The organism is Gottfriedia acidiceleris, assembly GCF_004138285.1.
Lineage (GTDB): Bacteria > Bacillota > Bacilli > Bacillales > Bacillaceae_G > Gottfriedia > Gottfriedia acidiceleris_A.
The window spans coordinates 45,614-58,266 of the sequence record NZ_SCFN01000014.1; the positions used below are offsets into that span (position 1 = coordinate 45,614).

Sequence of the window (12,653 nt, forward strand, 5' to 3'; positions counted from 1 at the left end):
GAGTTGAAGACCATGCAAATTGATATACCAGAAGCACTATTTGAAAAACTAGTCCAAATAAGAAGGAATTTGCATGCAAATCCAGAGTTAGCATTTGAAGAATATGAAACAACAGCTACACTTGTGCAACTTTTAACAGAGTATAACATTCGAATCCTTCCATTGCCTTTACAAACGGGACTTGTTGCAGAAATCGGTAATGAAAATGACGGACCTACGATTGCAATTAGAGCAGACATCGATGCGCTTCCAATTCAAGAGGAAACTGGATTATCTTATTCATCAAGAAATCCTAATAAAATGCACGCCTGTGGACATGATTTTCATACAGTAGCAATTCTAGGTACAGCAATTTTATTAAAAAAAATTGAAAAAGAGCTACCTGGGAAAGTTCAAATCATTTTTCAACCTGCAGAAGAAATTGGAAAAGGTGCATTAGAAATTATTAAAACAAATGTATTAAAGGATACAAAAGTGATTATTGGCATGCACAATAAACCTGATTTACCAACTGGAACCATAGGCATAAAGGCAGGTCCCTTAATGGCATCTGCTGATGGATTTACTGTTGAAATAAATGGGAAATCAAGCCATGCAGCAGTGCCAGAAGCAGGCTTGGATTCTATTTTATCGGCATCACATATTATTACTTCACTTCAATCGATTGTCAGTCGTAATATTAGTCCGCTTGAAAGTGCAGTAGTAAGCGTAACGAAATTTCATAGTGGGAGAGCATCGAATGTGATTGCAGACAAAGCGGTTTTTAGTGGTACGGTTCGTACTTTTAATAAGAAAGTAAGGCAGACCATTCAAGACCGATTAGATGAAATTTGTAAGTCCGTTGGAGGTGCATTTAACACGGATGTTCATACTATTTGGAATGCAGGCCCACCTACTGTTACAAATAATGAAAAGCTAGCACGAATTGCACGGGATATTGCAATCAAACAAGATTTAAATGTAATTGAGCCAAAAGTTTCAGCTGCTAGTGAAGATTTTTCCTACTATTTAGAAGAAATTCCAGGCTTATTCGTATTTTTTGGTACTTCAGGAAAACACGAGTGGCATCACCCTCAGTTTGACCTTGATGAGAGTGCAATTTTGTTAAGCATTAGATTTTTTACAGATTTTTCGATCAAGATTCTGAATGAACTTTCTAAAAAAGTAGTTAATATAGGAGGAAATAAATGAGTACTCTATCAATTGAATTAAGTAACTTTAGTCAACTTTATGAATTATTACATCAAAAAACATTCAACTTAACAAAAGAGAAACTGCAATGGAAGAAAAATGATAAATCATGGAGTATTGCAGAAGTATTAACACATTTATTAGATCATCTGTTTGTAGTGAACTTCAGACTAAGGGAAGTATTAGCAGGATCAAGTGTTCAATTACCTGCTTTTAATCAAGATGAATGGATTAAAGGGCAGTATGCAAATGATGGAGATGTTTCTGACGTACTAGAAACTTACCGTATTAATTTACATTACAATAATCAATTACTTAAACGATTAACAACTGATGATTGGAAGAAAAGCGGAACAAATGCTCATAATGTAATTGTTACTGTTGAAGAAATTATTAAGTCTTTTATCTCACATGTTCATCTTCATTTGAAACAAATACAACGTATTTTGTATGAGTACAGTTTAGTTTAAATGAGGAGGTAAATTATGTCTTCAAACCGCTTAATTATTAGAGAGTCTAAGCCGAATGAATTAGATAAAATAAAAAAAGTGTTAATAGAAGCATATGAACAATATGCTGCCATTCTTACTAAAGAACAGTGGGAAAACTATAAAAATAGTATTATTGATGCAACTGAAAAGAGTAAAACAAAGACAAAACTTGTTGCGATTGCAGATAATGTTCTATTAGGAGCATGTTTTATCTATGATTCTGCTGAAAAGGCATATGGTTTAACGGATCTAGAAATTGATTATCCTATTATCCGGTTGATAGGCGTTTCTCCTAAAGCAAGAGGATTAGGAATTGCTACAGAACTAATTAGAGCAAGCTGCAATCTTTCATTAGAATGGGGATCGGATCGAATCGTTCTTCACACATCCGATATGATGAAATCTGCTATTAGATTATATGAGAAATTAGGGTTTAAACGGGCTAAACAATATGAATTTATGAATGGAAATATTCTTGTTAAAAGCTACGAACTAAATATTAACAATACAGCAATATTAACAAATTAATGGAGGGGAATAGAATGACTAAACGAAAAAAACTAAAGCTAGGAGCACTAGTACATGGGGTAGGAGGCAGCATGTCTGGCTGGCGACATCCGGAAGTTCAAACAGATGCAAGTGTAAATCTTTCCTACTATCAAGAGCAAGTGAATATTGCTGAGAATGGAAAGTTTGATTTAGTTTTTATTGCAGATGGTTTATATATTACAGAAAAATCAATACCGCATTTTTTAAATCGTTTTGAACCAATTACAATATTATCTGCACTAGCAACCGTTACAAAGAATATTGGCTTAGTCGGCACTCTATCAACTACCTATAGTGAACCGTTTACTGTAGCAAGACAGTTTATGTCAATTGATCATATTAGTAATGGCCGTGCAGGATGGAATCTAGTTACTTCACCACTCGAAGGTTCTGCTAAAAACTATAGTAGAAACTTACATCCTACACATGATGATCGTTATAAAATTGCAGAAGAACACTTAGAAGTAACAAGAGGTCTATGGGATTCTTGGGAAGATGACGCATTTATCCGAGATAAAGAATCAGGTGTGTTTTTTGATCCGAAAAAACTACACAGATTAAATTATGAAGGCAAATATTTTCAAGTAGAAGGTCCTCTTAATATTGGACGCTCTAAGCAAGGCCAACCAGTAGTATTTCAAGCTGGTTCATCAGAAAGCGGTAAGGATTTAGCTGCTAAGGCAGCCGACGCAGTATTTACTGGTCATGATAATATAGAAGATGCTAAGCAATTTTATAAAGATGTAAAGGATCGAGCGGTAGAGTACGGCAGATCAAAAGATGATCTTGTTATTTTTCCAGGCATTGCCCCAATTGTTGGCCGAACTGAAGAGGAGGCAGAGCAAAAATATTTAGATCTTGTTAATTTAACAAGTATTGAAAATGCATTGGATTACTTAGGGCGTTTCTTTGAACATCATGACTTTTCTCAATATCCGTTAGATGAACCATTCCCGGATATTGGCGATTTAGGGAAAAATAGTTTTAGAAGTAATACGGATAAGATTAAAAAAGAAGCGAAAGAAAAAGGCTTAACACTTAGACAAGTAGCTTTACAGGCAGCTACTCCTAGAAGTGCTTTTATTGGCACACCAGAAAAAATTGCCAATCTAATTCAAGAGTGGTATGAACAAGAAGCAGCTGACGGTCTAATGATTTACTCCGCAATTCCAAGTGCGTTAAAGGATTTTACTGAACAGGTCATTCCAATATTACAAGAAAGAGGAATCTATCGAACAGAATATGAATCTTCTACTTTGAGAGGAAATTTAGGTTTGCAAGTACCTGAAAATCGTTATATTTCTAATCTAGTTAAAAATTAGTACTAAAATTAATCAAAACCATCTAAACAAAGATGGTTTTTTCTTATTCTTTATAGTAGTCATTTAAAAGCAAGCTACAATCGGATTTTGAACAAAATAGTAGTGATTTAAGTTTTTAAGTAAAAATTAAGGATTCTATTACATAATTTAATTATTCAAATAAAAGGAGAGAAATAAGATGGATAATTTAGAATCAAATTTAGTAGAAAAAAACCAAAAAACGAATTTGAAAAATCGTTCTATAGGTGGGCTTTCTCCTAAAGTTATCTCAATTTTATTAATCGTAAATTTAGTAATTGGAATTTTTACTTTAGTAGGTGTAGGCTATTTAAGCTATAAAAATAATAACCGTGCAGATATGATGAGAAACTTCCGAAACGGAGGAGGCTTTCCACAAAATAGTGGCGGTGGCTATTTTAATCAACAACCACCATCAGGTAACAGCAATTAAGAAGATCATCTTGATCAAAAAGTTGGGTGAAAAGTTTTTGCTATTTTGGAAAGACTTTATGATGAATCCCAAACTAAATGTAGAAAGTACTTTATCTGTTCAGCTTTTGGAATTATTAACATATAAAACTATTGGCGCTAAATAAACAGATATTTTGCGGCCTTTAATTGAAAAATCTTATAAATCGTTTTGGTGGTATGATAGGAGTAAAACTAGAGGGAGTTGCTAAAAAAACTATAGTTTAGTATAACATCGCATTTCTCTTTTAGTAGGATATATTTCCGGGATTTTCCTTTATGAATCCAATTCAGTATTAAGTTTTGAATAAAAGAAAAGGAGCGTTGCATTAAAAGGAACGCTTCTTTTTTAGTCTATGGAGGCAAAAAAAGTGAGAATATTAGTTGTAGAAGATCATATAGAAGTTTTAAATTCAATCGTTGAATTATTATCAATTGATTTTACAGTAGATAAAGCTTTAGAAGGGGAAGAAGGCTTTTTCTTAGCAATGCAAAATATATATGATGTAATTGTTTTAGATGTAATGCTGCCTGAGAAAAATGGTTTTGAAATCGTAAAAGACTTAAGAAAAGAAAGTGTACATACGCCAGTACTATTTCTAACTGCAAAGGATTCATTAGAAGATCGTGTTGAAGGATTAAACTTAGGTGCTGACGATTATTTAGTAAAACCATTTCAAGGGCCGGAGCTACTAGCAAGAATCTATGCATTACTTAGAAGAAGTGGTAAATTAACAATTGATAGTTCATTGAAGTATCAAGGAATTATTTTAAAAGGAAAAGAGCATCCTGTTGAAATCAATAATGAAACGATTCATTTAACAATCAAACAATATGAATTACTAGAATACTTCATTCAAAACCAAGGCAAGATTTTAATGAAAGAACAAATTTTTGATAGAATTTGGGGATTTGATTCAGATACGACCGTTGCAATCGTTGAAGTATATGTACATCAACTCCGAAAAAAGCTAGAACCATTTAATTATGGCAGTATGATAAAGACTGTCAGAGGAATCGGCTATATTATGAAAGATGACTAGGTGAAGAGATGTTTAAAAAAACAAAAATTCGATTAACGATTATAAATTCAGTAGTATTTATCCTGCTAATTGGCATCCTTTCTTTAATCATATACTCTTATACAAATAATCGTTTATATAAAGAAGTTGATCAATCACTTTTATGGAATATTAATCGTATACAAAATAGTGATAATCCGACTCGTTTTCCGATTAATAATCGAGATCCTCGGGTGTTAATGATCATGTGGGATGAAAATAAAAAGTTGGTTAATCCGATGCCAGGTATGAATGCGATTATACTACAAGATGAACTTAAATATCCTACAAAGATAAACGAAATATATAATGATAAAATCGGTGATATGAATTATCGAACAATCTCAATTCAGGGTGAGACAAATCGAGGGAAAATTACACTACAAATATTACGTAATATCGACTCGGAAAAGGATTTAGTTGATACATTATTAATTATATTAATCGTTGGTTGGGTTTTAGGAAGTGCATTATCAGTTGTGGCAGGTTATATTTTGGCTGGGCGTGCACTCGTACCAATTACAAATGCTTGGCAAAAACAACAAGAGTTCGTATCCGACGCTTCTCATGAAATCCGAACGCCTTTAACCGTTATTCAATCACGTTTGGAATTATTGCTTAGAGAACCAGGTGCAACAATTGAAGAAAAGGCACAAGATTTTTCAATAATGTTAAAAGAGAATAGGCGCCTTTCCAAACTAGTTGCAAGTTTATTAACGTTAGCTAGATCAGATTCCGGACAAATACAATTAAATAAAAAAATATTCTCTTTAAATGAATTATTAGAAGAAGTCGTTTCACACTTCACTGAAATCATTTTCTTTCAAAATAAAGAAATATTTTTGTCTATTAAAGATTCGTATTTTTATTTTGGGGATCAAGAAAGAATTCACCAATTACTCGTGATTTTAATCGATAATGCAATGAAATTTACAAACGAAAATGACACGATTCATATTAGCTGCGAACAAGTAAAAAATAATTTTCTTATAAAGGTTATAGATAGTGGGTTAGGTATAAAAGAAGAAAACCTTCCTCGAATATTTGACCGTTTCTTTCAGGAAGATGTGTCACGTACATCCAAAAATGGAATTGGACTTGGATTATCAATAGCAAAATGGATTGTTGAAGAACATGGTGGGAAAATCAAAGTGCAAAGTGAAAAAGGAAAAGGCACTAGTTTTGAAGTATCCTTACCAATTATGTCCTCTTCAAAAAACAGCTAAATTTCAAGACATCGTAGCTACTTAAGAAAGTGATTTTGTGATTTCCCCAAGAAAACAAAGTATATTTCCGACATTATTTCCTAAGAAATACTGTCGATAATTCAAATACCTTGTTGTATAAGGTGTCCTCAGTAATGAAAATATATAATTGATGTAAAATTGATGTAATATGAGATTTTTTATTATATTTACTAAAGTTATTAGTAAGAACTGTTTATACTAGACACCTAGACACAATCTAGACAAACCGTTGTGGCTCTGAGGTCCCAACGTGTCTAGAAGGCATTTTATTATCTAGACAAACCTAGACACTTAATAAATAAAAAAGCCTCTCTCATTTCGAGTAGGCTTTCTTATTATTGAACGCATTTCCTAGTTCTTCAGCGATCATACTATGAGATTCTTTTAGAATATGACTATAAATATCCTGTGTAATTGCAGTCGAGCTATGTCCTAAAATAGCAGATACGTATTTAACTGGTACATTCTTTTGAAAAAGAGCAGTTGCGACAGAATGCCTTAAATCATGTAGCCTAATCGACCTTAAGTCGTGACGTTTTAAAAATTTCTTAAACCATGCAGTTGGCCGATCTTGATGAAATCCTCTACCATCTTGATGACAGAAGATAAAACGATAATCGCCACCAAGCCAATTTTTAGTATATTGAGTACGTACTTGTTCGTCACGATAAACCTTTAGAATACTCAAAATATCATCATTTAACGGTATGATCCTTATTCCACTATTTGATTTTGGGTCAGTAATAATTGGTTGACCATTTTTAGAAAATGAAAGTGTTTGTTCAATTGAAAGGGTCTTTTCCTCCCAATTAACATGCTTCCATTCAAGTCCAGTCAATTCACCTCTTCTTGCTCCTGTGTTAAGAGCCAATTCAATATATACTTGCCATATAAATGGCTCAGACTGTAAAGAAGATAATAATTGCTGAACTTCACTTGCGCTATAAGGAACATTGGTTTTATTTCCATTTAATTTTACTTTGATATTAACTGTAGGGTCTTTTCTAATTTCTTCTAAGCTAACTGCATATTGAAAAATAGATTTAATCACTTGTACGATCATTTTAATTGAGCCTTTAGACAATGGACCTTTTTTACCATCTAATCGGGAACCTTCTTTTGATAGATCGTGAACATAATCAGATATCATCTTTACAGTAATTTCATCTAAATACATCTTCCCGAACTTTGGAATCAATCGTGATTTTAAATTACTTTCGTGCATTTTAATGGTATTTGGCTTCAATTCACTAATGGCAACTTTTTCAAACCATTCCATGGCGAATTTCTCAAATGTTAGCTTCTTATTTCGGCTAGGCTCAATATATTCACCAGTTGCAATACTTTCACTAAACTTTATATATTCGGCTTCAATAATTTTTCTGATCTTCGCAGGAACTTCACCTTTTGAATTAAGCGTTACTTCTTCGTAGTGAGTGTATGTCATTGTTTCTCGATCATATTTACCTTTTGAATTCTTTGCTAAAACGACTGTAAAGAAAAAACTAGATTTTGTGGAGGGATGTAAAAATGATTTGGGGGTTAGGTAAAAAAAGGACGAAATTAGGTAGATTTTTAGATTCGAACGGTTACGAGCAGAAAGATCTGGAGAAAGCAGCTAAGTTAAGTCAACCTACTGTAACAAAGTTATGTAATGATGATGACTATATTCCAAGCCAAACGGTAATGAAGAAGGTATTAACGGCTATTCGAAAGATTAAACCAGAAGCCAAAATGAACGATTTCTGGGATATGTAGAGGAATCGAGCAAGGTAGTTGTCCATAAAGTTAAATTTCGATGCGTGAGAATGTGCATAATAAAAAGACCAGGGTAACCTGGTCTTACAGAATATGCATAAATATATCTCCTAGTCTTTGGTCTTTACTATATACGCCTAGTAAAATACTCCATTTACATATAGTTGATCAGCGTTCGTACCATCTGCAATTAACTTCCGTTTAGCTGCTTCTGCATCCTCTATCGTTTTGAATCTGTATAGCTCACATTCATCTGCAACTTGTGTAGAGAAGGAATAACCTTCTTCAGCGCCAATACTGCTAGCCATTAATTGTTCGCTTTTATCAGTGATCTTAACACCACTCTTAGTTAGATATGTAAATATAGCATCTATACTAGGCGATGTTTCAACTGGTGCTTTCTTTACTGGTGTTTCCTTTTTAACTGGTTCTTTCACTGCTGTTTCCTTCTTGACTTCCTTTTTAGGTGCTTCATTACTACATCCAGTTAATAAAATACCACCTACTAAAATTAGTGAACTTACCTTTTTAATTGTTTTCATCCAAGTTTTCCCCTTATTTTCTGTTTATGCACTCATACCTCTAGGCAGATTGTTGAACATCTCGCTTATTTAATTTTATATTAATTGCCAAAATCCTAGTATTAATTATTTTAAGAACTATCTAACCAATTTTTTCCGTCTCTAAAGGTGTACCTTTAAGAACTATATTTCTTTTCTTTACTTTCTACTTTTTTTAAGTTTGTAAAAGTGTAATATTGGATTTGCAAACGTTCATAAAATATTACATACCTTTTAAAACAAAAAGAGTGGGGATTATCATGTCAAAAACATTCGGTTACATTCGTGTGAGCAGTAAAGACCAAAATCTTAATCGACAACTAGATGATATGTTAAAAATGGGAATTGATGAGAGGGATATTTATATTGATGAGCAGAGTGGAAAGGACTTTGAACGCCCTTCATACCAAGCGTTAAAGCAATGTTTGAGAAAAGGAGATATATTGGTCATAAAGGAATTAGACCGCTTAGGAAGGGATTACGAAGGCTTAAAGCGTGAATGGTACATTATCGTAGAAGAATTAGGTGTAAATATTAATCTTTTAGACACTCCAATATTAAACACTACTAATAAGAGTGATCTGGAGAAGCAACTAATTAAAAATATAGTTTTTGAGTTATATAGTTATCTTGCGGAGAAGGAACGCCAAAAGATAAAAACACGCCAAGCAGAAGGCATTGCAGCCGCTCAGAAGAGAGGTAAGCACCTGGGGAGACCTAAAGCATCAACACCAGAGAACTTTGCAACAGTCTATAAGCAATGGAAAAACAATGAGTTATCAGCCGTTGAATCAATGAAAGTATTAAATTTAACTAAAAGCACCTTTTATAAGTTGGTTAAACAATATGAGGGGAAATAGTATGCTAATGTTAATCGTAGGAATTGGATGCTTTTTATTCATCACATTTTGTGCCTGGATGATTAAACAACTTGATAAATAAAACAAGGACCAAGATAAACTCTTAGTCCTCTTTTTCATCCATTCCTTATGCAACTAAATGGCAGTTTAGTTCAATAAGGATTTTATGAAAAAAAGCAAAATTCCCCCAAATTACAATTACTTACGCCATTGTTATAATTAAATTAATTCCTAAATCAATAAGTTTGGAAATTGGTTTGTATTTAATAGGTGGTGAATATATTGTTAAAATCTTTAGGAACAATTTTAGGAATAAGCATATTTCCTTTAATCGTCGTAGTTTTAGGTATATACGGTTATAAAACTAATAAGATGGGATTAGCGCTACATTATATGTTCCTTTTCTTAGGATTAATGTTCTTGAAGTCAGGTATAAGAGAATTTCGATTAAACAAAAAAAGAAGCTATATTCATTTTTTTGTAGTTTTGTTGAGTTTCGTAAATTTCTTCTTCTTAACGAACTAACGCATGCATTAGTTGAACAACAAGATCGGCTGTTTAGTCGATTTTTTTTATTCAACATAATGGCAGTATAGTTGCATAAGGAAAGGCTGAAAGATTGGATGGATGCCACATCAAGAAAGATTAAAAGATTTACTTCTTGGTTCTTGTAAAAAAGTAAATTTTACAACTGTAAGTGGCATAAGGGCTTCTTAAAAAGCCCTTATAATAGAGGCTTATTTGTTGTACCATTTATCTGATTCAAATTCTTCAGGTATATCCTGCTCAAAAGGTTCGTCATAACCTAATTTTTCAAGTGTGTCGAGCCATAACTCTCTTTTTGACATTGGTAGTTTTGTACCACACCAAGGACAGTACATAATTTCTATAAATGAAGACCTTCCATCGTGAATAATTATTCCGTATTGATCAAATTTAGCAAGGTAAAATACCAAGTTATCTGGACAATCAAATGGGTCTTCGTGTTGCTTGCAAACATAATTAACATTATAAGTCATTAATTCGCAACAATGTTTTTTTTTCATTTGTTTTCCTCTCTTTTAATAAAACTTATATGACAGAATTATATCAAAGAGCAACAATATTTATGAAAAGAGCCTAGTGTTTTTAATTAATTTTTTATGCAACTAACGCATGCATTAGTTGAACAACATGATCGGCTGTTTAGTCGATTTTTTTTATTCAACAAAAAGGCAGTTTAGTTGAACAAGGAATTCCAATTATGCCATCGAATTAATCTATTAGACATATAATTCTTTAAGTGAGAATTATGTTTTTTTGTACAAACAAAGTGCAATTCAAACATATGTTGATATCTTGAAACGAATAGATAATGGAACATTATAAGTAGTTTCAATAGTTTTGAAAATTTATATTTGTTGGAGGTGCGAAATTGAATGATTTTGCAGATGAAACCTTCTTATCAAAGGGGATTTTTTGGATAATTTGCAGTTTCGTAGATTGGAATGGTGAAATCTCAATTGATTTAAGTGAATATAAGTTACTTTATTTTTCAGTGCCATGTAATGAAAATGGTGATGTGGAGTCTAGCTATGCAATACAATCTAATTCAAAAAAAGGTGATTCTTTTAATCATAAAATCACATGGGAAAGCGGTTTGTTTGGAAATGTTGAGTTTGCCAAATTAGCAAGACAACATCCATATAATTATTACCCTAGGGGTAGAGTAGAAATTTCAAATCGTAAAGTAATTATCTATCTTAACAGAAACATAAATACTGATACTATTATTGGTGAAATCAAAAGTAAATTTGGACTTAACAGTAATTTGAAGTTAATAAAAATAAAAGTTGATAACTCGCAACATTATCATTGTTATGCGGATGGTATATAAGTAATCAATTATTTTTGGTTAGAATTACCTCAAAGACAGGATGATTAAAAAATCCTTTATAATTAAAATGTAGGGTGATGAAAATGGTAAAAATAAAAGTAATTAAAGGCGATATCACCAAACAAACCGTTGATGCCGTTGTCAATGCAGCAAATTCAAGCCTGCTTGGTGGCGGAGGCGTGGATGGTGCTATTCATCGTGCGGCAGGAAAGGGCTTATACGATGAATGCGTTGCTATAAGAAACAAACAAGGCGGTTGTCAAACAGGAGCGGCTGTGATTACAACCGGTGGGAACTTGCCGGCAAAGTATGTAATTCATACCGTTGGTCCCGTATGGAACGGCGGAAATAAAAACGAAGAGGGTCTATTATCAAGTTGTTATTTAAATTCGCTTGATTTGGCACGTGCAAATGGAATTGAAACTATTGCCTTTCCAAACATCAGCACTGGAATTTATGGATACCCGAAAATACCAGCGGCTCAAATTGCAATTAAAGCAGTAAACGAATACCTTGAAAACAATGAAGGAATTAAAGAAGTTGTTTTTGTATGTTTTGATGAAGAAAATTATCAAATTTATATTAATCTTTAATAATTCCTTATTGACCTAATGCAATGCTTATGTTGAATAAGATCACGAGTCGCAAATACGGTTTTACTTTTTCAACATAATGGCAGTATAGTACAAGAAGGATTATAGACCTAGAAGTGGAATTATTGACTTTAGTTATGATTTTCAGGAGTTTGTTTTATTATAAAGAATTTTAAGGAGAGGTAATTAAATGTTAGAGGAAAATAAAAAAATAACATATTCTGGTGAAGAAATAATCGAGGTATTAAAGGAAATTGAACTTCTCAGGGTATCATTGGCTCGAATAGGTTCTTACTATGGGATTGTAATTGGAGATAAAGAGCAAACAGAAAAAAATATGGTAGAGTACAAAAGAGAAATAGTTCGATTTATTGATAGATATAATTTATACAAGAGGTTAGCAAAAGCGAGTCATATATTAAGCCTTAAATTTGATGATACATTGGGAAATGATGATATGGGAGACCTAGAAAGAGCAATGGAAGGTCTTAAATATTGGACTAAACCGAATGATAGACCATAAAATAAACCTTTTTCTAATTAAACAAATGGTTAAGATTTTTCGAATGAAGGCTGCTTTTTTACTCCTCAAATAAGATTGTGAAATATTGTACTTCAACTAACGCATGCGATTCTTTAATAACGAAGGATCGTTTTTCTTATGCAGCTACCATGAA

Annotated in this window: 16 protein-coding genes; 13 read left to right on the forward strand and 3 right to left on the reverse strand. The window is 32.6% G+C overall.

Annotated elements, in window-relative coordinates:
* Positions 1 to 12: 12 nt before the first annotated feature.
* From EP747_RS17975 to EP747_RS18005, 7 genes are all read left to right on the forward strand, one after another.
* Positions 13 to 1,191: an amidohydrolase gene (locus tag EP747_RS17975; protein WP_129691469.1), complete on the forward strand. Its 1,179-nt coding sequence runs from the start codon at positions 13 to 15 to the stop codon at positions 1,189 to 1,191.
* On the forward strand, positions 1,188 to 1,661 hold the full coding sequence (locus EP747_RS17980; protein ID WP_129691470.1) for a DinB family protein: 474 nt from the start codon (positions 1,188 to 1,190) through the stop codon (positions 1,659 to 1,661). The genes EP747_RS17975 and EP747_RS17980 overlap by 4 nt, the downstream gene beginning before the upstream one ends.
* A gap of 15 nt (positions 1,662 to 1,676) precedes the next feature.
* A complete protein-coding gene (locus tag EP747_RS17985; RefSeq protein ID WP_129691471.1) occupies positions 1,677 to 2,210 on the forward strand; it encodes a GNAT family N-acetyltransferase in 534 nt (177 codons plus the stop codon).
* A gap of 14 nt (positions 2,211 to 2,224) precedes the next feature.
* Positions 2,225 to 3,553 (forward strand): LLM class flavin-dependent oxidoreductase, encoded by a 1,329-nt coding sequence (locus EP747_RS17990; RefSeq protein WP_129691472.1) that lies wholly within the window; start codon positions 2,225 to 2,227, stop codon positions 3,551 to 3,553.
* A 178-nt stretch (positions 3,554 to 3,731) separates the two neighbouring features.
* Positions 3,732 to 4,004, forward strand: a complete 273-nt coding sequence (locus EP747_RS17995) for a hypothetical protein (protein WP_129691473.1) — start codon at positions 3,732 to 3,734, stop codon at positions 4,002 to 4,004.
* Positions 4,005 to 4,392: 388 nt separating this feature from the next.
* A complete protein-coding gene (locus tag EP747_RS18000) occupies positions 4,393 to 5,064 on the forward strand; it encodes a response regulator transcription factor (protein WP_129691474.1) in 672 nt (223 codons plus the stop codon).
* 8 nt (positions 5,065 to 5,072) lie between these two features.
* Complete coding sequence (locus tag EP747_RS18005; RefSeq protein WP_129691475.1) at positions 5,073 to 6,308, forward strand: sensor histidine kinase; 1,236 nt, start codon at positions 5,073 to 5,075, stop codon at positions 6,306 to 6,308.
* Positions 6,309 to 6,642: 334 nt separating this feature from the next.
* On the opposite strand, the gene EP747_RS18010 is transcribed toward EP747_RS18005, so the two are convergent.
* Entirely contained in the window at positions 6,643 to 7,776 is a 1,134-nt protein-coding gene (locus tag EP747_RS18010; RefSeq protein ID WP_129691476.1) for a tyrosine-type recombinase/integrase, read from the reverse strand.
* 83 nt (positions 7,777 to 7,859) lie between these two features.
* Between EP747_RS18010 and EP747_RS18015 the strand changes: the two genes are divergently transcribed.
* Positions 7,860 to 8,087 carry a helix-turn-helix domain-containing protein gene (locus tag EP747_RS18015; RefSeq protein WP_129691477.1) on the forward strand — a complete coding sequence of 76 codons (228 nt, stop codon included), beginning with the start codon at positions 7,860 to 7,862 and terminating at the stop codon, positions 8,085 to 8,087.
* A gap of 137 nt (positions 8,088 to 8,224) precedes the next feature.
* Here the strand turns inward: EP747_RS18015 and EP747_RS18020 are convergent, their stop codons facing one another.
* Entirely contained in the window at positions 8,225 to 8,629 is a 405-nt protein-coding gene (locus EP747_RS18020; protein ID WP_129691478.1) for a hypothetical protein, read from the reverse strand.
* 278 nt (positions 8,630 to 8,907) lie between these two features.
* On the opposite strand from EP747_RS18020, the gene EP747_RS18025 reads away from it, so the two are divergent.
* Together EP747_RS18025 and EP747_RS25420 are read left to right on the forward strand one after the other, a co-directional pair.
* A complete protein-coding gene (locus EP747_RS18025; protein WP_129691479.1) occupies positions 8,908 to 9,507 on the forward strand; it encodes a recombinase family protein in 600 nt (199 codons plus the stop codon).
* 393 nt (positions 9,508 to 9,900) lie between these two features.
* Complete coding sequence (locus EP747_RS25420) at positions 9,901 to 10,032, forward strand: DUF3953 domain-containing protein (protein WP_419179322.1); 132 nt, start codon at positions 9,901 to 9,903, stop codon at positions 10,030 to 10,032.
* A 212-nt stretch (positions 10,033 to 10,244) separates the two neighbouring features.
* Here the strand turns inward: EP747_RS25420 and EP747_RS18035 are convergent, their stop codons facing one another.
* Positions 10,245 to 10,553: a DUF6980 family protein gene (locus EP747_RS18035; RefSeq protein WP_129691481.1), complete on the reverse strand. Its 309-nt coding sequence runs from the start codon at positions 10,551 to 10,553 to the stop codon at positions 10,245 to 10,247.
* A gap of 368 nt (positions 10,554 to 10,921) precedes the next feature.
* Here EP747_RS18035 and EP747_RS18040 point away from each other — a divergent pair, with 368 nt between their 5' ends.
* The 3 genes from EP747_RS18040 to EP747_RS18050 all read left to right on the forward strand — a co-directional run bounded on the left by EP747_RS18040 (position 10,922) and on the right by EP747_RS18050 (position 12,499).
* Complete coding sequence (locus EP747_RS18040; protein ID WP_129691482.1) at positions 10,922 to 11,383, forward strand: hypothetical protein; 462 nt, start codon at positions 10,922 to 10,924, stop codon at positions 11,381 to 11,383.
* Positions 11,384 to 11,466: 83 nt separating this feature from the next.
* Positions 11,467 to 11,976, forward strand: coding sequence for an O-acetyl-ADP-ribose deacetylase (locus tag EP747_RS18045; RefSeq protein ID WP_235832931.1), 510 nt, complete (start codon positions 11,467 to 11,469; stop codon positions 11,974 to 11,976).
* A 190-nt stretch (positions 11,977 to 12,166) separates the two neighbouring features.
* Positions 12,167 to 12,499, forward strand: coding sequence for a hypothetical protein (locus EP747_RS18050; protein ID WP_129691484.1), 333 nt, complete (start codon positions 12,167 to 12,169; stop codon positions 12,497 to 12,499).
* Positions 12,500 to 12,653: the final 154 nt, after the last annotated feature.